Genomic DNA, 23569 nt, shown 5'->3' with positions numbered 1-23569 from the left:
TGAATACATCCACTATTACAACCATCACCGCATCAAACTGACGCTCAACAACCTAAGCCCTGTGGAGTACAGGACCCGGGCTGCGCAGATTGCTAGCTAACCTGTCCAACTTTTGGGGGGCAGTCCAAAAAACAGGTCTGTGCGCTTAAGGGAAAATCAACAAATCAAACACTTGCTAAAGGAGTCACTGTAGGAGCTGCCGAAGGCTGCGATCTTTTGATGTTGCTGTAGAAAATCAAAATATCGCAGGCTGCGCCAGCTCCTACGAAAATAGAGATGCACCCAAACACCGTGCGCGACAGCGCGGCGTCTGGACGACAGGGAACCTCCTACGGTTTTTGGGTGTTTCTGGCGTTATTTACGCGCCTTGAGAATCACAAACTTGGGTGTGGCGGCCACTTGCTCGACACCCCGGAACAGCTTGGCCAATTTACTGTGGTAGCCCAAGTGGCGATTACCCACGATGTACAGCGCACCTCCGACCACCAGCGCTTCTCGGGCTTGCTGGAACATGCGCCAGGCCAAAAAGTCGCCGACCACTTGTTGTTGGTGGAACGGCGGATTACACAACACCACATCTAATGAGTCCGGCGCCTGCCCGGCTAAACCATCACCCGCATCAATAGCCACCTCGCGATTACCCAGCGCGGCCTGCCAGTTCTCACGCGCAGACTGCACCGCCATAAATGACTCATCCACCAACGTGTACTGCGCGTGTGGGTTGTTCAGGGCACTGGCGATGGCCAACACGCCATTTCCGCACCCTAGATCGGCTACACGGGCAGAGCCCAGGTTACTCGGCAGGTGCGGCATAAAGGCGCGGGTGCCAATATCCAGCCCTTCGCGGCAAAACACATTGGCATGGTTGAGTAGCTCAATCGCGGGCTTATCTAGCGAATAACGCGAAGGATAGGGCGAGGTAAACGGCCCTAAATTTTGTGGGGTGGCGGTCAGCAAGCGAGCTTTTTTTACCGCTAGCGAGGCTTGTACAGGGCCGACATAGCGTTCCAGTAAGTCGCCTGCTGCGCGCGGCAAGTGCTTGATCATCGCTCCGGCAATGACCTGTGCACCTGGCGCCAATTGGCCTTGCAGGCGAATCAATTGCTCCTCAAGCAATGCCAGTGTTTTTGGCACCCGCACCAGCACACAGTCAAATGGGCCGACTGGCGGTTGGCTGGCGGCAATGATTGAGACGGCATCATAGGCCTGACCATTACGCACCAGATTCTTCTCCAAGGCTTTAACTGCGAGGAATGAGTCAGTGCTACTGGTGACCTGCATCGTACTGGCCAAGCTGACGGCCAAAGCGCCAAAACTATCGTTAAGCACCAGAACCCGGCTGTTAACGGGCAGTGCCAATTCGGCCACGTGGTTAAGTAAATACTCATCCGCAGCGTCAAAGGCCTGGAGCGGCTCGTTCTGTTGTTCAGGTTGGCGGATCAGGTGCAGGTGTGCGAAAGGGCTTTCGAGCGCAGGCATTTATACAAACTCTGGGGAATCGACGGCTGCTTGATAGGTACGCAGATACATTTAGGCAGCCATGGAGGCCGTGGCATTTTCAGGTGGCGGTGATTTTACTTTTTTTTACTTAAGAAAGCCCGACGCTTTTGTTCGGGTTGGCCGCTGTACCGGGTTGATCCCAGCTTAGATAAGGCCGCATTTGGCAGCGAGCACCACCGCCGATGTCTTGTTGGTAGCGCCCATTTTGCGCATTGAACTGCTGATATGGAAGTTTACCGTGCGGGTCGTCAGGCTCAGGATCATGCCAATGTCAGAGGCAGTTTTGCCTTGAGCCGTCCATTTCAGAATCTCTAACTCGCGAACGGATAAGCGGTTGTTAGCCTCAATAACCTTAGTACTCACTGCGAGTGTTTCGCTCATTGCGGTGTGCAACTGATGGCATAGCCACAACAAATCGCCGATCTTGTTACTGAACTCCTGCGGCGAAACCGGCGCACTGCTACGTGACAGGCTCAGAATGCTGATCGTCCCTTTGGCGTCGTGAGCGGACAGCGACCAGCCATAATTGAGGCCGTATGAGTGTGATGCTTCTTGGAGTCCGGGTGTTTCGCTGAACAACTGCTGATCCCATAACAGCGGAGCAATAGAGCTTTTAAAGTGGTTCTCGATTGGGTTCTTATGGGTCAGGCAACTGGCGTCGAATGCCTTTATAAACTCAATAGGATAGTTTGTTAATGTTCTACTATCTTTTTGAATGTTTCCATATCGCGGGGCAATTCTAAAAAAGTAACTCTCAAAGCCGAAGAGTTCAATTCGATTGCGTGTATGTGTAGACAAATTATATTCGCCTAACTGAACAAGCTCTTGTTTTTGAGGTGAATAATTTGCAGTGCCCATGACTGTGGCGATGCCCCGCGGGTGGATCCAAAATGAAATTTAAGGATAGTTCATAAGTCCTCAAAGTATGTAGGAATTTTCTACAGGTATTTGTGAGTGATTACTCTAGTTTTTAAAGTTCTGGAAGCCGTACAACTTTAGTTGTAGGTAATGGGGGAGCTGTTTTTTTGACGCCAGTTATTGGGTGGCTTTCAGTTTTTCTAATGCTGTTTTTTGGAAGTAAATACCGTAATACATTGGGGCCTTTCTTTATCTGTCTTGAAGGTGGTTTTTATGACAAGTGCAATACCATCACAAACCGTCGGTGTTCCTCTTGGGCTGTTTGCGCGACACTAGGGAGCATTAGCCCAATGGAGCGCCCCATGACCGACAGCGCCGAAAAATTCACCCGCCAAACGCTTCTCGATGTTAAGCCCCTGTCCCCTAACCTGTTTACCTTGCGTACCACCCGCGACCAAGGTTTTCGCTTTCGCGCTGGGCAGTTCGCTAGGCTCGGTGTGACCAAGGCCGATGGCAGTACAGTGTGGCGTGCCTACTCCATGGTGTCCTCACCGCACGACGAGTTTCTGGAGTTCTTTTCCATTGTGGTGCCGGGAGGGGAGTTCACCAGCGAGCTGAGCCGGTTACAAGTGGGCGATACCTTGCTGGTTGACCGTCAAGCTTTTGGCTATTTGACCCTGGATCGCTTTGTCGATGGCCGTGATCTGTGGCTACTCGCGACGGGGACCGGGATTGCACCGTTTGTCTCGATCCTGCAGGACTTTGAAGTGTGGGAGAAGTTTGAACGTATCGTTTTGGTCTATAGCGCACGAGAAGCCCGTGAGTTGGCTTATCAAAAGTTGATTGCCGAACTGGGGCAGCGCGACTATCTCGTCGAGCATGCGCACAAGCTGACCTATATTCCGATTGTTACCCGCGAGCAACTACCCGGCGTATTAAATGGGCGTATTACCACGTTAATCGAGAACGGTGAATTAGAGCGTGCGGCGAGGGTTGAGTTATCGCCAGAGCACTCGCGCATTATGTTGTGCGGTAACCCGCAAATGATTGACGACACGCGTAAGTTATTGAAAGAGCGAGACCTGCAGCTGAATTTGACGCGTCGCCCTGGCCAAGTCGCTGTAGAGAACTACTGGTGATTACAGTAAGCGTGTTTATTAATTAATAACGGCGCCCTAGGGCGCCGTTATTTTAACTTGGCGCATTAGGGCTGTTTATTTTGCGCTTTAAGCAGGTCGCGAATCTCACCCAGTAGTTGCTCTTCTTTAGAAGGCAACGGGGGAGTGCTGGGTGCCACCGCTTCTTCACGGCGCAGGCGGTTAATCGCCTTAACGCCTAAAAAGATCGCAAACGCCACAATCACGAAGTCGATCACGGTCTGAATGAATTTACCGTACGCCAGCACGACTGCCGGTGCATCTCCGACCGCCGCTTTGAGCGTAACGGCCAGATCAGTGAAGTCCACTCCTCCGATCAACAGACCCAAAGGAGGCATGACCACATCGCCGACGAAGGACGAAACGATTTTGCCGAATGCTGCGCCGATGATGATACCCACGGCCATATCGACCACGTTTCCTTTGACCGCGAAGGCCTTGAACTCACTTAACACGCTCATTGGTTATTCCTTGTTACAGATGAGGTTGGTGGTTGCAGTGTAAATCAGCCTTGCAAATCTCGCTTGCCAGCCCGCACACGGGTTGACCCGTCTAGGGCGCATAAGTTTAGCGCCCGATGGTTTTTTGCCACCCTGGTCTGGACACCGCTACAACGGGATCCATGCAAGGCTGTGGTACTGATAGCCATCGGGTGGGCTATCATCGGTCTTTTTGTAGGGAGTTCAGATGGCCAAGGCTAAGCGCATATTTGGCTGCACTGAGTGCGGTGCAACCTTCCCCAAGTGGGCCGGGCAGTGCGCAGAATGCGGCGTCTGGAACACCTTGGTTGAAACAGTCGTAGAAAGCGGTTCGGCTGCGCCACCCAGCGGCCGCACGGGCTGGACCGGACAGCAAGCTCAAATCAAGACCCTAGCTGAAGTCAGTATCGAAGAGATTCCGCGCTTTTCAACCGCATCTGGTGAGCTGGATCGGGTGCTCGGTGGCGGTCTGGTTGACGGCTCTGTGGTGTTGATCGGTGGCGACCCTGGCATTGGTAAATCCACCATCTTGCTGCAAACCCTGTGTCAGATGGCCGTGCGCATGCCGGCGCTGTACGTCACCGGTGAGGAATCCCAGCAACAAGTGGCCATGCGCGCCCGGCGTCTAGGCTTGCCTCAAGACCAGCTCAAGGTGATGACCGAAACCTGCATCGAAAACATCATCGCCACTGCCAAGCTTGAAAAGCCCAAGGTCATGGTGATCGACTCGATCCAGACCATTTTCACCGAGCAACTGCAATCTGCTCCAGGCGGTGTATCCCAAGTGCGCGAGAGCGCGGCGTTGTTGGTGCGTTATGCCAAATCCAGCGGCACGGCGATTTTTCTGGTTGGCCACGTCACCAAAGAAGGCGCCCTCGCTGGGCCTCGCGTGCTGGAGCACATGGTGGACACTGTTTTGTACTTCGAGGGCGAGTCCGACGGGCGGTTGCGCTTGCTGCGCGCGGTTAAAAACCGTTTTGGCGCCGTCAACGAACTGGGCGTTTTCGGAATGACCGACAAAGGCTTGAAAGAAGTCTCCAATCCTTCTGCGATCTTTCTGACGCGTGCCCAGGAAGAAGTCCCTGGCAGCGTCGTAATGGCAACTTGGGAAGGGACGCGGCCCATGTTGGTGGAAGTGCAGGCGCTAGTTGACGACAGTCATATGTCCAACCCGCGCCGCGTGACCCTGGGCTTGGATCAAAACCGGCTGGCCATGCTACTGGCTGTTCTGCATCGCCATGGTGGTATCCCGACTCACGACCAAGACGTATTTCTTAACGTTGTAGGCGGGGTCAAAGTGCTTGAAACCGCCTCCGATTTGGCTTTGATGGCTGCCGTCATGTCCAGTTTGCGCAACCGGCCGCTGCCTCACGACTTACTGGTGTTTGGCGAAGTCGGCTTGTCCGGTGAAGTGCGCCCGGTGCCGAGTGGCCAAGAGCGTTTGAAAGAAGCGGCCAAACACGGCTTTAAACGCGCCATCGTGCCTAAAGGCAACGCGCCCAAAGAATCCCCGCCGGGCTTAAAGGTGATCGGTGTGACCCGACTGGAGCAAGCGCTGGACGCGCTGTTTGAATAGGGTTTTGAATCTGTAAAATAATCTGCAATAGGCGAGTTATGTTTTGTCGGATAACGTCGGATTTGACTCGTGTTTAAAGGGTTTTCCCTAAAACAATTTGTGCAAATAAATGTGCAAAAGAGTCGAGCAATCACAGGCGTTTACAACGCAATAGGCTAGCTTGAGCCGCTACTGTTTGATCCGATCACTGTCGACAGGGTTGCGATGGGGGATCAGATGCTTACACCCAAGGTGCTGTATCGCGCAAAGACTTCAATGTGTTTATGGGGTTAGATGAGCGAACGGCCATCTACCAGTTAAAGCAACTGGTGCAGTTGGGCGTGGTAGACAGTCCGTCGCCCAAGTCTCGGCTGTTACATCCGGGTTTTCCTGTGTGGTTTGCTCAGTTGATTTTTCCTGACTTACATCGGCGTTTTATTTAAACCTCCGCCAAGCAGAAATCTGCAAAAGAAGGCTCTAGACCAAGGTAAGGGGGTGGCCTTTGGACACAGGAGCGCTACACTGCGAAGGCAGTCCTTCTTGTCCAACTGGCCGGAATTCAAACATGAATAATAAAAATAGCCTGCTACGCCACCTTCCGTGGCTGCTGCTGGCAATTGTAGGAGCGTGCGCCCTTGGCGTAGTGGCATTACGCCGGGGTGAGGCGATCAACGCGCTGTGGATTGTTGTCGCAGCGGTGGCGATCTATCTCGTTGCTTACCGTTATTACAGCCTGTTTATTGCAACGCGAGTGATGCAACTGGATCCGCGTCGTGCAACCCCCGCGGTGCTCAATAACGATGGTCTGGACTACGTACCAACCAATAAACATATTCTTTTCGGACACCACTTTGCCGCCATCGCAGGTGCTGGCCCCTTGGTCGGCCCGGTACTGGCTGCGCAAATGGGCTACCTGCCTGGCACGCTGTGGCTGATTGCCGGTGTGGTACTGGCGGGCGCGGTTCAAGACTTTATGGTCTTGTTCTTGTCCACACGTCGCAACGGTCGCTCCTTGGGTGACATGGTGCGCGAAGAAATGGGCAAGGTGCCCGGCACCATCGCGCTGTTTGGCTGCTTCCTGATCATGATCATCATCCTCGCGGTGTTGGCGTTGATCGTGGTTAAAGCCTTGGCCGAAAGCCCATGGGGCATGTTCACGGTGATGGCAACCATCCCGATTGCGATGTTTATGGGCATTTACATGCGCTACATCCGCCCGGGCCGCATCGGTGAAATTTCGCTTATCGGTGTGCTGTTGTTGCTCGGCTCGATCTGGCTGGGTGGTCAAATTGGGGCAAGCCCAGAGTGGGCTCCGGTGTTCACCTTCACCGGTGTGCAAATCACTTGGATGTTGATCGGTTATGGCTTTGTGGCGGCGGTTTTGCCGGTGTGGCTGGTGCTTGCGCCGCGTGACTACCTTTCCACGTTCCTGAAAATCGGCACCATCATTGCGCTGGCTATCGGCATTCTGGTCACCATGCCCGAGCTGAAAATGCCGGCCGTGACTCAGTTCATCGACGGCAACGGCCCAGTTTGGAAGGGCGGTCTATTCCCGTTCCTGTTCATCACCATTGCCTGCGGCGCGGTGTCGGGTTTCCACGCACTGATCTCTTCAGGTACTACGCCTAAACTGCTGGATAACGAAGCCAACGCCCGTTACATCGGCTACGGCGGCATGCTCATGGAGTCCTTCGTGGCCATCATGGCAATGGTTGCCGCTTCGGTGATCGAGCCGGGTGTGTACTTCGCTATGAACAGCCCGGCCGCCATTGTTGGTGGTGATGTGGTGACTGTGGCGCAAACCGTGACCAGCTGGGGCTTTGCGATTACCCCGGATCAACTGACCGCATTGGCCAAAGACATCGGTGAAACCACCGTTCTGGCCCGTGCTGGCGGCGCGCCGACACTGGCTGTTGGTATTGCGCAGATCCTGCACCACGTGCTGCCGGGCGAAAACACAATGGCGTTCTGGTATCACTTCGCCATTCTGTTTGAAGCCTTGTTCATTTTGACCGCTGTTGATGCCGGTACCCGTGCGGGCCGCTTCATGCTGCAAGACCTGCTGGGTAGCTTCGTGCCAGCACTCAAGCGCACTGAATCTTGGACCGCTAACCTGATCGCGACCGCAGGTTGCGTAGCGATGTGGGGTTACTTGCTGTACCAAGGCGTGATTGACCCACTGGGCGGTATCAATACCTTGTGGCCGCTGTTCGGTATCTCTAACCAGATGCTGGCAGGTATCGCGCTGATGCTGGCAACGGTTGTGCTGATCAAAATGAAGCGTCAACGCTACATTTGGGTCACGATGCTGCCCGCTGTGTGGCTGCTGATCTGCACCACCACTGCAGGCTTCATCAAGCTGTTCGACGCTAACCCGGCGATTGGCTTCCTGTCGCTGGCGAAAAAATACAGCACGGCGCTGGATGCAGGCCAAGTGATTGCACCGGCGAAAAACATCGACCAGATGCAGCACGTGATCATCAACGCGTACACCAATGCGGGTCTGACCGTATTGTTCCTGTTCGTGGTATTCAGCATCTTGTTCTACGCGCTCAAAGTCGGCATCGCCGCTTGGGGCAACAAAGAGCGTACGGACAAAGAAACACCTTTCCAGGCTATGCCGGATGCACGATAGAGGATTGCAATTATGTTCAATGACCTGAGTCGCCTCGGTAAATACCTCGGTCAGGCTGCACGCCTGATGGTCGGCATGCCCGACTACGACAATTACGTCGAGCATATGCAAACCAAGCACCCGGACAAGCCGGTGATGAGCTACGAGGCGTTCTTCAGGGAACGCCAAGAAGCCCGTTACGGAGGCAAGGGCGGGCCTAAGTGCTGTTAATTAGCTAGACCTTCTGTGGGAGCGAGCTTGTTTGCGATCGTTTAAGTGATCGTGAGGCAAGCTCGTTCCTACAGTCGTTTTTTGGCTCCCATTTTTGGAGACTTGCGTATGTCATCTCCCATCCCCGTCACCATCCTGAGCGGGTTTCTTGGCGCCGGTAAAACTACGTTGCTGCGTTATCTGCTCAAAGCCGAACACGGGCTCAAAATTGCCGTGATCGAAAACGAATTCAGCGACGCTGGTATCGACACCCAACTGCTGGGCGACGAGCCGGTGCAAGTCATGACCCTGGCCAATGGTTGCGTGTGCTGCACCATTCACACCGACCTAACCAAAGCGCTGTACCTGCTGCTTGAACGGCTGGACAGCGGCGAAATTGCCTTTGATCGTTTAGTGATCGAATGCACGGGGTTAGCCGACCCAGCACCAGTGGCGCAAACCTTTTTCATTGATGAAGAGTTGCGCGAGCGCTATCTGCTGGACGGCATCATCACTTTGGTCGATGCCGCCCATGCCGACGTTCACCTGAGCCAAACCATCGCTCAGGCACAGATCGGTTTTGCCGATCGACTGTTAGTGAGCAAGCGTGATTTAGTCGACGACACCACGTTTGATGCCTTATGTGAGCGGCTGACGCGGATCAACCGTCGCGCACCGATTCGCGTGGTCGAGCACGGCAAAATAGACCTCACAGAGCTGCTAGATGTGCGCGGGTTTAACCTCAATGCCGACTTGGGTGGCAGTGTGAGCTTGCGCCCGGTACAGCCTGCGGCCTCGGTTGACCGTATCTCCAGCGTGGTATTGCGCACTGAAAAACCGCTGGATATCGACAGCCTGAGCGCGTTTATGAACGACCTGCTCGAAGAACACGGCAAGCAACTGCTGCGTTACAAAGGTGTATTGAATATCGCTGGCGAAGACCGGCGGCTGGTGTTCCAGGGCGTACTGAAACTGTACGGCTTTGATTGGGATACCGAATGGGCTGACGGTGAAACGCGCGAAAGCGTGATGGTCTTTATTGCCGATGATCTACCTGAGGCCAAGATTCGCGAAGGCTTTGCGCAACTGACCCTCTGATCTGTTGCGGCTATAAACCCTTGCGCCTCCTAGCCGCTCACTCTGGCGTGAGGCCATCAAGGTATTGACTCAACAAGGCAACGGCGGTGGCCTCATCGTGTTTTTCCACAGCGTTGAGCATCGCAACGTGTTGTTGCCACACCTGCGGCAGTTGTGAGCAGCGTGCAAGGGCCAGAGAGGTCATCGGCATCAGATTGGCAAGGAACTGCGCCAGAGGGGCGTTCCCGGCCATCTGTGCTAAATGCAGATGAAATGCCCCTGCTAGACGAATAGCGAGGCCACGCTGATGACTAACGTGAGCCTGACGCTGGCGTTCAATCAAGTGCTGCAGGTGGTCTACGTCGTGCTTTTGTGCCTGCCGACAAGCCATTGGTATTAAGGCCAGTTCTGTCAGGCGTCGGGCATGCAGGGCTTCTCGCACTTGCTCGTCAGACGGTACGGCAATCCGCGCGCCTACGTTGGCCTGCAACGTGATGACTTGCTGATAAGTCAGTAACGAAAGCACGCGACGAATCTGCAAGCGACTGGCTCCAAATTCGCGGCCTAAGCGCTCTTCGCTTAGGCGGCTATCGGGTGGTAAGCGTTGTTCAACAATAGCGTCCAGCACGCGGGCGTAAACCTCATCGACACAGGACCTAGCAGCCACGGGTCGAGCATTGGTTCTTGAAGAGATGAACGGCAACACCGCATAAGCACTCATGGCCAATCTCCTGTCTGAAAGGTGTTCAATTGCCGGGATTTTCGTCAGGAACATTCAGTTCAATGCCCACGCGCTGACCTTCTCGAAGAATATGGCGACGCATCTCGGCACCCGCCAATGCACTGTTTTTGGCACGAATGGCGCGCACCACGGCCTCGTTTTCTTCAAGTCGCTCTGCCATATGCTCAGGTGAATTACGCAGCACCTGAGCACTCTGTTTGAGGGCGTTGCTGGTTTGTTGCACAACGCTCTGAAAGATGGGGTTAGAGGTCAGGTTGAATAGTTCTTCGTGAAACGCGATATAGGCGCTAACGCCCGCCTCGCAGTCATTGGCTTCCAGCGCTTCGCGCATGTCCATCAGCGTCAGTCGTAACTGGCCGACCTCCTTGCTTCTAATCGACTGCGCGACCAGCCCAACGATAAACGGCTCAAGGGTGTAACGCAGTTGCAGCACATCTTCCATGCTGACTTGAGCGGCCGCGCTCTCCTGTACAGCAGGCTCAAGGGCGTTGGCCTCCAACACCACCACGCCCTTGCTGGGGAGGGTGCGAACCAGCCCCAGTGTTTCCAGAACGATGATCGCTTCCCTTAGGCTAGGGCGGCTGATGCCAAGTTTTTCAGCCAAATCTCTTTGCCCAGGCAGCATTTCCCCAGAGCGCCATTCCCCTCGAGCCAAGGCCGCTCTGAGTTTTTCTACCACCGAATTTACAACCGTTGACGAGGTGATCACTTTTCGCTCCATGAGCAATAAAAGAGGTTAAAAGAGTTTAGAAATCTCGCGGCGCGGCCATGACTTCAGTTTTAAGGGGGCGAAAGGTATAGCCTGGCTGGCCTGCGAGTACTTTATTGGCACGTTGTACGTCGATGTCTTTTTCCCACTGAGCAATCGCGACGGTCGCCACGCAGTTACCGATCAGGTTCGTCAGCGCGCGCCCAATGCCCATAAACCAGTCCACCGCCAACACCAATACTAGCCCTGCCACTGGGATCGCCGGGATGGCGGTCAACGTTGCAGCAAGAATCACCAAGGCTGAGCCTGGAATGCCGTGAGCGCCTTTTGAGGTGATTAAGGACACCAGCAAAATAGTCAGCAAATCGGTCATGGCCAAGGGCGTTCCCGTCGCGTTGGCGATAAACACGATGGCCAGCGTCAGGTAAATCGAGAAACCATCGAGGTTAAATGAGTAACCTGTGGGAATCACCAACCCTACGGTAGAACTGCCGATGCCTAAATGTTCCAGCTTGCGCATGATTTGTGGCAATACGGCGTCGGACGAGGCGGTGCCCAATACAATCGTCAGTTCTTCACGCAGGTACTTGAGCAGCGGCCAGAGACGCAGACCTGACGCACGCATCACCACGCCCAGAATCACCGAGACAAACCCGATGCAGGTCAAATAAAACAAAGCCACTAAGCTACCTAGATGTTGCAGTGAGTCTAAGCCGTAGGTGCTGGTCGTGAAGGCGATGGCACCAAAAACTCCAATGGGCGCCAAGCGCACAATCATACCCATGATGCGGAAAATCACATGGCTTAACTCGTCAATGAGTCGTGCGATACCTGACGCGGCCTCACCGACCAAATTGAGCGCGCTGCCAAACAGCACAGAAAACAACAGCACTTGCAGAATGTTGTTGTCTGCAAAGGCGCCTACCACTGAGGTCGGGATCAGATCCATTAAAAACTGAGCCGTGGTGTGCATATGTTCACTGCGCTGGGCGATGTCGCTGACGCCGGAATTAGGCAGTTGATCTAGATGAATATTGGCGCCTGTACCGATCCCCGTGCTGAATGCGAATATCAGCCCCACGACCAACGCAATAGTGGTCAATATTTCAAAGTAAATCACCGACTTAAGACCGATCCTCCCGACCTTCTTCAAGTCGCCTGCACCGCTGATGCCACTGACGACTACACAGAACACAATCAAACCGATCAACATTTTGATCAACTTGATAAAGCCGTCGCCCAAAGGTTTGAGGTGTGCAGAGTATTCGGGGAGCATTAGGCCGCAAGCGGCGCCTAAAAGAAGGCCGAGAACGACCTGGAAGAAGATTGACCGCGAGCACCATCTGATCATGGGAGGAATCCTGGTAGTGTCCTGGCAGGCGTACGCTGAGCGAATCGACTTCAGGACTTAATTATTGTGGTCTTACCGGTATGTCCAGTTCGCGTGCAGTTTAGGAGGCTTTTTTCGAGATAATCAAGTAAATATTATGGCTTTCAGTCGTCCGGTCTTACCGGTTGAGCGCAACCGTGCGGGCTAAAGCCTTTCTCGAATATTGGCTGGCGCTTACAGCCGGCCTGACCTCAGGCCAAATCCGCGCCAGCATCAGCAAGATGAGCTGTAGGAGCTGCCGCAGGCTGCGATCTTTGTTTTTAACGATCAAAAGATCGCAGCCTGCGGCAGCTCCTACCAAAAACAGAAGCAGCGCCGGTTGTAGCGCAGCAATGCAGGTGACACAAAAGAGATCAAAAGATCGCGAGCAAGCTCGCTCCTACATCGGGTGTGTGCGCTCACAAAATTGCGAGATGTTTCGTACAGCTTTGCTAATTGCTGCGGTTGTGGCCCGGCGCCTATAGTCAGCGCTCGCCCAAATGGGTGACCGGGTTTGGCGACTTGGCTTAATAATTTTTGCAGCAAGGTTGTTGTATTTGGCTAAGCGTGTATTTTGCTCGCTGTGCTTTATGGCAGCTGTGCGTGGGAGATCTTCGGGTCTGCCGGGTTTTGCTTAAATTTACCGGTTCGCCAACCCGCGTACAGCGGCCACCTGTTTTTGTTTGGCGACGAAAATGGGTGGCTTAAATCGTGAAATTTAAGAGATTCATTTATGACTCATTCACCGTAGATCCCGCTCACTGCCATCGACTGCACCATCCCCGCCTTACTCATCGACCGCAACGCCCCACTCGACGTCTTGCACGCCAACGCCACGGCTCGCGTACTGGCGGTGACGCAACTGATGGAAACCTTCTCCAGCCGCGACGTCCAGGACGCCGATGCTGTCGACCTCAAACAACTCGCGACCACCGCCATGATCTTGCTGCGTGACGGCTGCGATTTGCTCAACGTCTTGGGCTGGCGCTTACAGCCAACCTAACCCGGACTTATCACTATTTTTAGGAGCGAGCTTGCTCGCGAGCTTTTAAAATCAAAAGATCGCGAGCAAGCTCGCTCCTAAAATGGAACATCACCCACAAAAAAGCCCGACTCAAGAGCCGGGCTTTTTGTTCAACTATTTACTCTCAGTTGCCGTAAACAGGCAGCTTTTTGCAGATGGCTTTTACTTTTTCACGAACGGCATCAATCACAGCTTCGTTGTTGATGTCGTCCAGGATGTCGCAGATCCAGCCAGCCAGTTCACGGCATTCTTCAACTTTGAAGCCGCGGGTGGTCACAGCCGGAGTACCGAAACGCAGGCCCGAAGTGACGAACGGGGAGCGTGGGTCGTTAGGCACGGAGTTTTTGTTCACGGTGATGAACGCTTTGCCCAGTGCGGCGTCAGCGTCTTTACCAGAGATGTCTTGCTTGATCAGTGACAGCAGGAACAGGTGGTTTTCAGTACCGCCCGAAACCACGTCATAGCCACGCTCGATGAATACCGATGCCATGGCTTGGGCGTTTTTCACGACTTGCTGCTGGTAAACCTTGAACTCGGGTTGCAGTGCTTCTTTGAAGCACACAGCTTTACCCGCGATGACGTGTTCCAGCGGGCCGCCTTGACCACCCGGGAATACAGCCGAGTTCAGCTTTTTCTCGATCTCTGGGTTGGCTTTGGCCAAGATCAGGCCGCCACGTGGGCCGCGAAGGGTTTTGTGAGTGGTGGTGGTGACCACGTCAGCGAAAGGGACTGGGTTCGGGTATACACCCGCAGCCACCAGACCGGCGACGTGAGCCATGTCGACGAACAGGTAAGCGCCGACTTTGTCAGCAATAGCGCGGAAACGTGGGAAGTCTAGGATCTGCGAATAAGCAGAGAAGCCCGCCACGATCATTTTTGGCTTGTGCTCAACGGCCAGACGCTCAACTTCGTCGTAGTCGATCAAGCCGTTAGCGTCGATACCGTACTGAACGGCGTTATACAGTTTGCCCGAGGACGAAACGCTGGCACCGTGAGTCAGGTGGCCACCGTGAGCCAAGCTCATACCCAAGATGGTGTCGCCAGCCGACAGCAGAGCCAAGTAAACAGCGCTGTTGGCTTGGGAACCGGCGTGCGGTTGAACGTTGGCGTAATCGGCGCCGAACAGTTCTTTTGCACGGTCGATAGCCAATTGCTCAACCACATCGACGTATTCACAGCCGCCGTAGTAACGCTTGCCTGGGTAGCCTTCAGCGTATTTGTTGGTCAAGACCGAGCCTTGAGCTTCCATCACCGCTGGGCTGGTGTAGTTTTCCGAAGCGATCAGCTCAATGTGTTCTTCTTGGCGCTGAGCTTCTTGCTCCATAGCGGCAAAAAGGTCGGCGTCGAACTTGGCAAGTGTCAAATCACGGCTGAACATGGCGGTCCTCAAGGAGCGGGGGGCAGAAAAGGAGGGCATTCTAACCCAATGGGTATTAACTGGCATATGAAAGCGATTCACGGTGTCCGTGATTAGGTTGCAAGCTTGAAGCCGTACGCCTGCAATTGCTTGACCAGCAGGTGCGCGGGCATGGGGCGACCAAACAGGTAGCCCTGTACTTCATCGCAACCGTGCTCGCGCAGGAATTCAAGTTGATCTTGCGTTTCAACGCCTTCTGCGATGACCGCCAGATTCAGGCTGTGGGCCATTGCGATAATTGCACGGGCAATTTGCGCATCTTGCTCGCCAGAGGGTAGGCCGTCGACAAAAGTACGGTCGATTTTGAGCACGTCGATCGGGAACTGTTTGAGGTAGTTGAGCGACGAGTAGCCGGTGCCAAAGTCGTCAACAGCAATGCTCAATCCGAGGTTTTTAAGGCTGGCGAGAATTTGCAGCGCTTCGCTGACTTCGCGCATTAGGATGCTTTCAGTCAGCTCCAGTTCGAGGCACGCCGGTGATACCCCTGTTTCTTTGAGGATGCTGGCGATGCGGGTGCCAAGCTGGCCGTCCGAGAACTGCCGCGCCGAGATGTTGACTGAGATTTTAGGCACGCGCACTCGGTCTTGATGCCAACGCTTGAGCTGACGGCAAGACTCCGCCAGCACCCAATCGCCGACATCCACCACTAACCCCAACTCTTCCAGTACCGGAATGAAGTCGCCTGGCGGCACCAATCCGCGACGTGGATGGTTCCAACGCAGTAGCGCTTCAACCCCGGTCAGGCGTTTACCATCGCCACTGAATTGCGGTTGGTAATAAAGGATAAATTCTTGCTGCTCTAAGGCGTGACGCAGGTCGCTTTCTAGCTCCAAACGTTCCAAGGCGCTGGCGTTCATGTCGGCTTGGTAGAACTGGAAGTTGTTTTTGCCGCGCTCTTTGGCGTGGTACATCGCGGTATCAGCGTTTTTCATCAGTTGGCTGAGTTCATTGCCGTCCTGCGGGCTCAGTGCGATGCCGATACTGGCGGTGACGAAAAACTCGCGGCTTTCGAGGACGAACGGTTGCACCAAGCTGGCGAGTATCTGCTCAGCGACACCGACCGCACGGTTCAGCGCCATGACGCGGGTCGCGCGTGGTTGTAAGAGCAAGGTGAATTCGTCGCCCCCCATGCGCGCTACGGTGTCGTCTTCATCCACACAGCCTAATAGGCGCGTGGCCATGTCTTTGAGCATGCGATCGCCCGCCGCGTGGCCCAGCGAGTCGTTAATCGGTTTGAAGCGATCGAGGTCAAGGAACATCAGCACCACCCACGATTTGTTCCGCTCGGCCTGTTGCAGTGCAGTGTGCAGACGGTCTTGGAACAATGTGCGGTTGGGTAAGTGGGTCAGGGCGTCATAGTAGGCCAGCCGGTGGATACGCTGCTCGCTGGCCTTGCGCTCGCTGATGTCGCTGAAGAAGCACACGTAGCTGGCCAAGTCGCCATCATCGTCAAACACCGCCGTAATCCCGACCCACGCAGGGTAATGCTCGCCGTTACGACGTTTGAGCCACACTTCACCTTCCCACGTGTTGTGCTGGTTCAATTGTTTAATCACGTATTTCAAGTGCGCTTGTTGCTGTTCATCGACGGTCAGCAGATTGGGCAGTTGGTCGAGTACCTGCGACACCGAGTATCCACTGACCCGACTAAAGGCTTCGTTGGCTTGCACGATATAGCCAGCCGGGTCGGTGATTAGAATCGCGGAGGTTGAGTGCTCGAATACGGTCGCCGCCATGCGTAGGTCTTTTTCAGCACTGCGTTGCTGACTGATGTCACGGGCCACACCGAGAATACCTTCGAATTTATCGTGTTCGTTCCATACCAAGACCAAGCGCAACTCAATCGGAATTTTGCGACCGTCAGAGCGTTCACAGTCAAAGGTGAATAACTGGGTGGGTACTTGAGTGCGCAGGGCGGCCAACTGCTGAGGCTTGTCGAGTGCAGCTTTTATACGTTTTATCAGGTTGTAAACACCTGTTAGTTGTTGCGGGTTGGCAAGCGTGGTTTGCCAGCCATTGTTAAGGATCCAAGAGGGGTCATACCCCAGTACGGTTTCTATCGAAGGGCTCACGTAGTTAAGTTTGAGCACGCTGTTGGTGGAGAAAATCACGTCACTGATGCTTTCGGCCAGCATTCGGTAGCGGTGCTCACTGTCTCGCAGGGATTCGCTGGCTTCGATTTGTTGGGTGATGTCTTTGGCGACCCCCACAATGCGTTTGACTTGATCCCCCGTGCCAAGGGCCAAAGCCTGTTCGCGTATATCAAAGCAGCGCCATACGCCGCTCTGATGACGAAAGCGCAGTTGGCACTCCAACCGCTGTACATAACCGCCGTCACGCTGTTGCGGGCGCAGGCGCTGATAGTGGAGGGCGTCTTCGGGATGCAGCACCAGTTCCCAGAAGTAAGACCCCATTTGTTGCAGCTCGGAGCTGTTGTAGCCCAGGGTTTGCCCCAGATTATGGTTGCTGAAGATCATCCGTTGATTGATGACATCCTGCACATAGAGATGGTCGGGCACAGTACGAACGACGTCTGACCAAAAGCTTTCACGCTCTTGAAGCGATAATTCGATCAGTTTGCGACTCGTGATGTCGCTGATGCTCAGAATGACCGCGTGATAATCCTGCTGGTTCTCAGGCATTCGCAGCACCAGCCAAAAGTGCTGAGCGTTACCCTGCGCGTCAGTCAGTGTTATTTCCAGTTCAAGCTGTTGCAGTTTGAGGATCAGGGCTTTCACGACTTGATAGCCAATGGCCGAGCTATTATTCGGGCAGCTCCCGATCAGCTTCTGCCACGCCTCATTGCCGGATCTGATAGCCAGTAGCTGTAACGCCACTTGGTTCACTTCAGTGATGCGCAGATGTTCAAGTAATGCGCATTGGCGCTCGCCGTCGTTGTGCAGCCAATGTTTAAGTGCGTCGATGCGGTGTAGTTTTTCGCGTTCCAGAAAACCCGGCAAGCTGGACAGATCGAGCACGCACAAGGCTACGCCTGTGCCTTCGAAAATATCCTGGTAACGACGGCGACCTTCATGCAGTTGGCGTTGGCGGCGGCGCATATTGATTAGCGCCAGAATCGGCAGCGAGGAGAACAACAAGCCCAGCAAGCATTTGGCGATTAACCCCGGTAACAGGCTTGCAATAGCCTTATTACGATCAAACAGGCCGCGCAACTGCCAGCCGCTATGGCTTAGGGGCACTAGCAGTACCGTACAGTCTTGGTCTTCAGGGCTGAGGGTAGGGGACGATGAGCGGGTATCCATACGGCGCAGGACCGTGTCCGTTTGGCTGTTTTCGATCAGCCATTGCGCACGGTTCTTCTCAGCGGTTCGCCGCGTCAACTTTTGCAAGACGTCGGGGCTCAGGCGCAGCAGCCAATAACCAGTGTGAGTCCCTTGGGGTGGGCGCAACCGCAGGTATATAACGCTGGCATCACTGTTGTTGCCGTAGCGGTAGGGGGCGGATTGATCGTGCAGCGGATTGCTTAGAACCCAGTCTTTCAAGAAGGCTGCGTCAGGGCTGGCGCCGGTGCTGTCGAGCAAAATATCGCCCGCAGGGCTCAGCAAGGCCAAGCTTTGTAACGCTGGCAGGGTTGTGCGCAGTTGATTAGCCAACGCTTGTTGCTGGCTTTGATTACGCGGGAGTGGGTTGCTTTGCAGTTGATTGAGGGCTGTTTCGGCCTTCAACGCCAGACTCAAACTCAAGTAGTCGGCTAGATCAGCACTGTAATGAATGCTGGTTAAGCGTTCATGCTCAAGGGTTTCTTGAAACTGCTCGATAAGTAACCAAAACAGCAACCCGAGCAATAACAACACCAGCGACGCCAATGCACCTTTTAACGTTCCGCGCACGGGTGAACCAAGGGTTTGGCCTGGTACATGAGCAGGAGGGGGCGGGGCTGCGTAGGACAAGCTGTGATCCTGGGGTTGGCGGCGAGTATGCGGTGCCTATTATCAGCTGGACGGCTGTAGATCGGCTAGCATGCCTTGGGTCGTGGCAAAGTGCCAGTGTTGTGATGTGCGCTGGTTTGCCCTGTTACGCGCATTCAGGTAGCTTTGCCGGTTACGCGAGGGCATTTTAGCCCCTACACTCAGGCTTTTTCTGCGAGCAGGCATTGATTCGGTCAATTTCTGTCTTTGTGCTATGGCCTGATCCGGGCAACGCTCGCGCCTTATTCATCAGTCACTGACGCTAGGTTATCCATGGCTCAATACGTTTTCACCATGCATCGGCTGAGTAAGGTTGTTCCGCCGAAGCGGGAAATCCTGAAAAACATCTCCTTGTCGTTCTTCCCAGGCGCCAAAATTGGCGTGCTCGGCCTGAACGGTTCGGGTAAATCTACTCTGTTGAAAATCATGGCTGGCGTCGACACCGAGTTCGACGGTGAAGCCCGTCCAATGCCAGAGCTCAATGTTGGCTACTTGCCACAAGAGCCGCAACTGGACCCAAGCAAAACCGTTCGTGAAGTGGTCGAAGAAGCCGTGAGCGTGATCAAGGATGCGCAAGCGCGTCTGGATCAGGTTTACGCTGAATACGCCGACCCTGATGCTGACTTCGACAAGCTGGCCGCAGAACAAGCCAAGCTCGAAGCCATCTTGCAAGCTTCTGACGGCCACAACCTTGAGCGCCAGCTCGAAGTTGCAGCCGATGCCCTGCGCCTGCCTGCATGGGATGCCAAAATCGAACACCTGTCGGGTGGTGAAAAACGTCGTGTGGCTTTGTGCCGCCTGCTGCTGTCGGCTCCCGACATGCTGCTGCTCGACGAACCCACCAACCACTTGGACGCCGACTCGGTGGCCTGGCTGGAGCACTTCCTGCACGATTTCCCAGGGACCGTGGTGGCGATTACGCACGACCGTTACTTCTTGGATAACGTTGCTGGCTGGATTCTGGAACTCGACCGCGGCGCCGGAATTCCTTACGAGGGCAACTACTCGGGTTGGCTTGAGGCCAAGTCCGACCGTCTGGCCCAGGAATCCAAACAGCAGTCGGCCCATGAAAAGGCCATGAAAGACGAGCTGGAATGGGTTCGTAAAGGGGCCAAGGCGCGTCAGTCCAAGTCCAAGGCGCGTCTGCAACGCTTCGAAGAACTGCAATCGCAGGAGTTCCAAAAGCGTAGCGAAACGAACGAAATCTACATCCCGGCCGGTCCGCGCCTAGGTGACAAGGTTATCGAGTTCAAAAACGTGTCCAAAGGTTATGGCGATCGCGTGCTGATCGACAACCTGTCGTTCGCCATGCCTAAAGGCGCCATTGTGGGCGTGATTGGCGGTAACGGTGCCGGTAAGTCGACCTTGTTCCGCATGTTGATGGGCAAAGAGCAGCCGGATTCGGGGACCATCGAGGTCGGTGAAACCGTGCAGTTGGCGTGTGTTGATCAGAGCCGTGACGATCTGGATGGCAGCAAAACTGTATTCCAGGCCATTTCTGACGGTTCCGATGTTATCCGCATTGGTAACTATGAGATCCCATCGCGTACCTACGTAGGTCGTTTTAACTTCAAGGGCGGCGATCAACAGAAGTTCGTTAAGGATTTGTCCGGTGGTGAGCGTGGTCGCTTGCACTTGGCTCTGACCTTGAAAGAGGGCGCTAACGTACTGCTACTCGACGAACCGTCCAACGACCTTGACGTTGAGACTTTACGTTCCCTTGAAGAAGCGCTGCTGGACTTCCCGGGCGCTGCCATTGTGATCTCTCACGATCGGTGGTTCCTTGACCGCGTCGCGACTCACATCTTGGCGTACGAAGATGACTCGCAAGCGATCTTCTTTGAAGGTAACTATACCGAGTACGAAGCTGACCGTAAGAAGCGCCTCGGCGAAGCGGCCACCCAGCCGCACCGTGTGCGTCACAAAAAACTGGCCCAGTAAGGCTGGTGCTACAAAAAACGGAGCCCTCAGTGGCTCCGTTTTTTTTTGCTCGCCAAACACCACTCCCTCTGTGAGAGCGAGCTTGGCTCGCGGTCTTTTGATTGTTTAAAAGATCGCGAGCAAGCTCGCTCCTACAGGTTATGTTTGTGATTTTTTTTGTGTCATGGCGGCCTAGCGCGGCGCTGCTTCTGCTTTGGAGCTGCCGTGGGCTGCGATCTTTTGATTGTTTAAAAGATCGCGAGCAAGCTCGCTTCTACAGGTCATATTTGTGATTTTTTTTGTGTCATGGCGGCCTAACGCGGCGCTGCTTCTGCTTTGGTAGGAGCTGCCGTAGGCTGCGATCTTTTGATCGTTTAAAAGATCGCGAGCAAGCTCGCTCCTACAGGTTATGTTTGTGATTTTTTTGTGTCATGGCGGCCTAACGCGGCGCTGCTTCTGCTTTGGTAGGAGCTGCCGCAGGCTGCGATCTTTTGATTGTTTAAAAGATCGCTCGCTACAGTTAATGGATGTGTTGGTGGTGCAAGCGTGGACACAAGAATCACTTTTTTGGTGCGCAAAAACCCCTGAAAATCAGGTCTATTTATATAAAAGCACCATTTAAATTCATAACTGCGACATTTTGCGCTGTTGCGGTGCGCAATGAATTGATAGAGTTCCGGCCAATCTCCGTTTAACGACAACAAATTTGCCGAGACTTTTCTATGATCGAATCCGTCGACCACTTCCTTGCCCGCCTGAAAAAACGCGATCCTGACCAGCCAGAATTCCATCAAGCTGTAGAGGAAGTCCTGCGCAGTCTGTGGCCGTTTCTTGAAGCCAATCCGCACTATTTAACCTCGGGCATTCTTGAGCGCATCTGTGAACCTGAGCGCGCCATTGTGTTCCGTGTGTCGTGGGTCGACGACGAAGGTAAAGTGCGCGTTAACCGTGGTTTCCGCATCCAGATGAACAGCGCGATCGGCCCATACAAGGGCGGTCTGCGCTTCCATCCTTCGGTGAATCTGGGGGTTCTGAAGTTCTTGGCGTTTGAGCAGACCTTCAAAAACTCCCTGACCTCGTTGCCGATGGGCGGTGGTAAAGGCGGTTCGGACTTCAACCCTAAGGGCAAGAGCGATGCCGAAGTCATGCGTTTCTGCCAAGCCTTTATGAGCGAGCTGTATCGCCATATCGGTTCGGACGTGGACGTACCGGCTGGCGATATCGGCGTAGGTGCGCGCGAAATCGGCTTTATGTTTGGTCAGTACAAACGCCTTAGCAACCAGTTCACGTCGGTGTTGACCGGTAAAGGCATGAGCTACGGCGGCAGCCTGATTCGCCCGGAAGCCACCGGTTTTGGCTGCGTGTATTTTGCTCAAGAAATGCTCAAGCGCAGCGGTCAGCGCATTGATGGCAAGCGTGTGGCCATCTCCGGTTCAGGCAACGTGGCGCAGTATGCGGCGCGCAAGGTCATGGACCTGGGCGGTAAGGTGATCTCGCTGTCCGACTCCGAAGGCACGCTGTACTGCGAAGCGGGTATGGACGAGGCGCAGTGGGAAGCGCTTATGGAGCTCAAAAACGTCAAGCGTGGGCGTATCAGTGAACTGGCCAGCCAATTTGGTCTGGAGTTTCTGGCCGATCAGCACCCGTGGGGCTTGGCTTGCGATATCGCCTTGCCATGCGCCACCCAAAACGAACTGGACGCTGACGCGGCCCGTACGCTGCTGAGCAATGGCTGCGTGTGCGTAGCTGAAGGGGCGAACATGCCGACCACCCTTGAGGCGGTTGATCTGTTCATCGACGCCGGCATTTTGTTTGCGCCGGGCAAGGCTTCGAACGCGGGCGGTGTGGCCGTAAGCGGCCTTGAGATGTCGCAAAATGCTATGCGTCTGTTATGGACGGCGGGTGAAGTAGACAACAAATTGCACAACATCATGCAGTCGATCCACCATGCATGCGTGCACTACGGCGAAGAAAACGGTCGTATCAACTACGTCAAAGGCGCCAACATTGCAGGCTTCGTCAAAGTCGCTGACGCCATGCTGGCTCAGGGCGTGGTGTAAGCCGATTCAATGCTGAGGATCTCGATCTGCAGGTCACCTGCGGGTCGGATCCACAGCACGTCATCACCCCGTTGCGCCCCCAACAGCGCGCGACCCAGTGGTGAGCCCCAATTAATCAAGCCCTGCGCCGCATCGGCCTGATCCTCGCCCACCAATTGCACACGTTTTTGCGTATTGTGCTCATCGACGTACGTCACCCAACTTCCAATCTGTACCTTCTGCGTTGAGGTTGCGGGCGCTACCACGTGCGCGCTTTGCAGGCGCTGATTGAAGTAGCGCAAGTCGCGCTCTATATCGGCCAAATGCTGCGGGTCGGCGGAGTCTTTGCGCGCGGCTTCTTCACTGTGCTGGCGTTGCAACTCACTGACTTTGGCGTGTAGTTGCTCAAAGCCCGCCGCGGTCACGTAATTGGGTTGTTCGCTAACGTGGCGCTCAATTGTCGCAGTGGCCTGATTAGCGGCACTGTCTTCGTTTACAAACGCACGGCTCATGGTTGTTACCCCCAGTGATCGACAGGCGTTGGAGTCCTCGCAAGGATGAGGGTTCACTCCTCAGGTAGCAGTTGCGGCGGCCCGCAAGGCTAAGCTCGATGGCGCTGCAACATAAGTGCTGTGTGCCTGCCTTATCTGGAAAGCCATACAGTCGATTCGGACTATCGGGTAAGCGCCGAATGCTCAGCCAGTTCTTGTTGAATAAACCCAGCTATCATTGCGCGGTATACCGCTTCGGCGACCTCCGGGTTTGCCCCCAGTTCGTCTGCCAAGCCTCTCACTTTGTTGATTACTTGCTCAACCCGCTGCGGTGCCCGCACCGCGTTGCTGTCTTTTTTGAAGCGCGCTGCTTGTGAAACGTATACACCGCGCTCGGCTAACAGGCTGATGATTTGTCGGTCTAGACCGTCGATTTGCTCGCGTACGTGCTCAAGAGACTCACAGTTAACAGCCATGTT

19 protein-coding genes and 1 pseudogene are annotated in these 23569 nt (G+C 54.5%); 9 read left to right on the top strand and 11 right to left on the bottom strand.

The genetic code is table 11. From position 1 onward, the window contains the following. Nucleotides 1-100: IS3 family transposase (locus tag AQS70_RS23105; protein WP_156355014.1), on the top strand; the 100-nt coding region annotated here is incomplete at its 5' end. A gap of 254 nt (nucleotides 101-354) precedes the next feature. Here the strand turns inward: AQS70_RS23105 and AQS70_RS04990 are convergent. After that, nucleotides 355-1479 (bottom strand): methyltransferase, encoded by a 1125-nt coding sequence (locus AQS70_RS04990; RefSeq protein WP_055101802.1) that lies wholly within the window; start codon nucleotides 1477-1479, stop codon nucleotides 355-357. Nucleotides 1480-1644: 165 nt separating this feature from the next. Then, nucleotides 1645-2358 carry an autoinducer binding domain-containing protein gene (locus AQS70_RS04985; RefSeq protein ID WP_082428033.1) on the bottom strand — a complete coding sequence of 238 codons (714 nt, stop codon included), beginning with the start codon at nucleotides 2356-2358 and terminating at the stop codon, nucleotides 1645-1647. 362 nt (nucleotides 2359-2720) lie between these two features. Here AQS70_RS04985 and AQS70_RS04980 point away from each other — a divergent pair, with 362 nt between their 5' ends. Then, nucleotides 2721-3497: a ferredoxin--NADP reductase gene (locus AQS70_RS04980; protein WP_055101801.1), complete on the top strand. Its 777-nt coding sequence runs from the start codon at nucleotides 2721-2723 to the stop codon at nucleotides 3495-3497. 65 nt (nucleotides 3498-3562) lie between these two features. Here the strand turns inward: AQS70_RS04980 and mscL are convergent, their stop codons facing one another. After that, nucleotides 3563-3976: a large-conductance mechanosensitive channel protein MscL gene (mscL, locus tag AQS70_RS04975; RefSeq protein WP_055101800.1), complete on the bottom strand. Its 414-nt coding sequence runs from the start codon at nucleotides 3974-3976 to the stop codon at nucleotides 3563-3565. Nucleotides 3977-4202: 226 nt separating this feature from the next. Between mscL and radA the strand changes: the two genes are divergently transcribed. From radA to yjiA, 4 genes are all read left to right on the top strand, one after another. Then, nucleotides 4203-5570: a DNA repair protein RadA gene (radA, locus tag AQS70_RS04970; RefSeq protein ID WP_055101799.1), complete on the top strand. Its 1368-nt coding sequence runs from the start codon at nucleotides 4203-4205 to the stop codon at nucleotides 5568-5570. A 544-nt stretch (nucleotides 5571-6114) separates the two neighbouring features. Continuing rightward, nucleotides 6115-8184: a carbon starvation CstA family protein gene (locus AQS70_RS04965; protein ID WP_055101798.1), complete on the top strand. Its 2070-nt coding sequence runs from the start codon at nucleotides 6115-6117 to the stop codon at nucleotides 8182-8184. A 12-nt stretch (nucleotides 8185-8196) separates the two neighbouring features. Then, the gene (locus AQS70_RS04960; RefSeq protein WP_007937254.1) at nucleotides 8197-8394 is read left to right on the top strand and encodes a YbdD/YjiX family protein; all 198 of its coding nucleotides are present in this window, start codon (nucleotides 8197-8199) and stop codon (nucleotides 8392-8394) included. Between the two features lie 108 nt (nucleotides 8395-8502). Next, the gene (yjiA, locus tag AQS70_RS04955; protein WP_055101797.1) at nucleotides 8503-9471 is read left to right on the top strand and encodes a GTPase; all 969 of its coding nucleotides are present in this window, start codon (nucleotides 8503-8505) and stop codon (nucleotides 9469-9471) included. A 37-nt stretch (nucleotides 9472-9508) separates the two neighbouring features. Here the strand turns inward: yjiA and AQS70_RS04950 are convergent, their stop codons facing one another. The 3 genes from AQS70_RS04950 to AQS70_RS04940 are packed head-to-tail and all read right to left on the bottom strand — an operon-like array spanning nucleotide 9509 to nucleotide 12252. Next, nucleotides 9509-10171 carry a GntR family transcriptional regulator gene (locus tag AQS70_RS04950; RefSeq protein WP_055101796.1) on the bottom strand — a complete coding sequence of 221 codons (663 nt, stop codon included), beginning with the start codon at nucleotides 10169-10171 and terminating at the stop codon, nucleotides 9509-9511. A 25-nt stretch (nucleotides 10172-10196) separates the two neighbouring features. Next, on the bottom strand, nucleotides 10197-10901 hold the full coding sequence (locus tag AQS70_RS04945) for a FadR/GntR family transcriptional regulator (protein ID WP_055101795.1): 705 nt from the start codon (nucleotides 10899-10901) through the stop codon (nucleotides 10197-10199). Between the two features lie 37 nt (nucleotides 10902-10938). After that, nucleotides 10939-12252, bottom strand: coding sequence for a C4-dicarboxylate transporter DctA (locus AQS70_RS04940; protein ID WP_055101794.1), 1314 nt, complete (start codon nucleotides 12250-12252; stop codon nucleotides 10939-10941). A 769-nt stretch (nucleotides 12253-13021) separates the two neighbouring features. Here AQS70_RS04940 and AQS70_RS04935 point away from each other — a divergent pair. Then, complete coding sequence (locus AQS70_RS04935) at nucleotides 13022-13273, top strand: hypothetical protein (RefSeq protein ID WP_055101793.1); 252 nt, start codon at nucleotides 13022-13024, stop codon at nucleotides 13271-13273. A gap of 145 nt (nucleotides 13274-13418) precedes the next feature. Here AQS70_RS04935 and glyA read toward each other — a convergent pair whose 3' ends face one another. After that, nucleotides 13419-14672: a serine hydroxymethyltransferase gene (glyA, locus tag AQS70_RS04930; RefSeq protein ID WP_055101792.1), complete on the bottom strand. Its 1254-nt coding sequence runs from the start codon at nucleotides 14670-14672 to the stop codon at nucleotides 13419-13421. 92 nt (nucleotides 14673-14764) lie between these two features. Next, nucleotides 14765-17749, bottom strand: a pseudogene (locus AQS70_RS04925) (sensor domain-containing protein); the annotation flags it as partial. A gap of 1164 nt (nucleotides 17750-18913) precedes the next feature. Here AQS70_RS04925 and ettA point away from each other — a divergent pair. Further along, nucleotides 18914-20581, top strand: coding sequence for an energy-dependent translational throttle protein EttA (gene ettA, locus AQS70_RS04920; RefSeq protein ID WP_055101790.1), 1668 nt, complete (start codon nucleotides 18914-18916; stop codon nucleotides 20579-20581). A 386-nt stretch (nucleotides 20582-20967) separates the two neighbouring features. Here the strand turns inward: ettA and AQS70_RS23560 are convergent, their stop codons facing one another. Beyond that, entirely contained in the window at nucleotides 20968-21303 is a 336-nt protein-coding gene (locus tag AQS70_RS23560) for a hypothetical protein (RefSeq protein ID WP_156355010.1), read from the bottom strand. Here AQS70_RS23560 and gdhA point away from each other — a divergent pair. Further along, a complete protein-coding gene (gene gdhA / locus AQS70_RS04915) occupies nucleotides 21283-22620 on the top strand; it encodes an NADP-specific glutamate dehydrogenase (RefSeq protein WP_055101789.1) in 1338 nt (445 codons plus the stop codon). The two genes, AQS70_RS23560 and gdhA, sit on opposite strands and share 21 nt — an antisense overlap. Here gdhA and AQS70_RS04910 read toward each other — a convergent pair. Then, nucleotides 22605-23111 carry a GreA/GreB family elongation factor gene (locus AQS70_RS04910; protein WP_055101788.1) on the bottom strand — a complete coding sequence of 169 codons (507 nt, stop codon included), beginning with the start codon at nucleotides 23109-23111 and terminating at the stop codon, nucleotides 22605-22607. The two genes, gdhA and AQS70_RS04910, sit on opposite strands and share 16 nt — an antisense overlap. Before the next feature lie 161 nt (nucleotides 23112-23272). Then, nucleotides 23273-23566, bottom strand: a complete 294-nt coding sequence (locus tag AQS70_RS04905; protein ID WP_055101787.1) for a chorismate mutase — start codon at nucleotides 23564-23566, stop codon at nucleotides 23273-23275. Nucleotides 23567-23569 lie beyond the last annotated feature (3 nt).

The organism is Pseudomonas endophytica, from assembly GCF_001411475.1.
GTDB lineage: Bacteria > Pseudomonadota > Gammaproteobacteria > Pseudomonadales > Pseudomonadaceae > Aquipseudomonas > Aquipseudomonas endophytica.
This window is presented reverse-complemented; position numbering and strand designations above follow the sequence as displayed.

Bases quoted from the DNA above. Each gene is read 5' to 3' on its own strand.
- AQS70_RS04910 (WP_055101788.1), bottom strand. From the start codon at position 23,111: ATGAGCCGTGCGTTTGTAAACGAAGACAGTGCCGCTAATCAGGCCACT.
- yjiA (WP_055101797.1), top strand. From the start codon at position 8,503: ATGTCATCTCCCATCCCCGTCACCATCCTGAGCGGGTTTCTTGGCGCC.
- glyA (WP_055101792.1), bottom strand. From the start codon at position 14,672: ATGTTCAGCCGTGATTTGACACTTGCCAAGTTCGACGCCGACCTTTTT.
- AQS70_RS04960 (WP_007937254.1), top strand. From the start codon at position 8,197: ATGTTCAATGACCTGAGTCGCCTCGGTAAATACCTCGGTCAGGCTGCA.
- AQS70_RS04980 (WP_055101801.1), top strand. From the start codon at position 2,721: ATGACCGACAGCGCCGAAAAATTCACCCGCCAAACGCTTCTCGATGTT.
- mscL (WP_055101800.1), bottom strand. From the start codon at position 3,976: ATGAGCGTGTTAAGTGAGTTCAAGGCCTTCGCGGTCAAAGGAAACGTG.
- radA (WP_055101799.1), top strand. From the start codon at position 4,203: ATGGCCAAGGCTAAGCGCATATTTGGCTGCACTGAGTGCGGTGCAACC.
- gdhA (WP_055101789.1), top strand. From the start codon at position 21,283: ATGATCGAATCCGTCGACCACTTCCTTGCCCGCCTGAAAAAACGCGAT.
- AQS70_RS04965 (WP_055101798.1), top strand. From the start codon at position 6,115: ATGAATAATAAAAATAGCCTGCTACGCCACCTTCCGTGGCTGCTGCTG.
- AQS70_RS04950 (WP_055101796.1), bottom strand. From the start codon at position 10,171: ATGAGTGCTTATGCGGTGTTGCCGTTCATCTCTTCAAGAACCAATGCT.
- AQS70_RS04940 (WP_055101794.1), bottom strand. From the start codon at position 12,252: ATGATCAGATGGTGCTCGCGGTCAATCTTCTTCCAGGTCGTTCTCGGC.
- AQS70_RS04985 (WP_082428033.1), bottom strand. From the start codon at position 2,358: ATGGGCACTGCAAATTATTCACCTCAAAAACAAGAGCTTGTTCAGTTA.
- AQS70_RS04905 (WP_055101787.1), bottom strand. From the start codon at position 23,566: ATGGCTGTTAACTGTGAGTCTCTTGAGCACGTACGCGAGCAAATCGAC.
- AQS70_RS04990 (WP_055101802.1), bottom strand. From the start codon at position 1,479: ATGCCTGCGCTCGAAAGCCCTTTCGCACACCTGCACCTGATCCGCCAA.
- ettA (WP_055101790.1), top strand. From the start codon at position 18,914: ATGGCTCAATACGTTTTCACCATGCATCGGCTGAGTAAGGTTGTTCCG.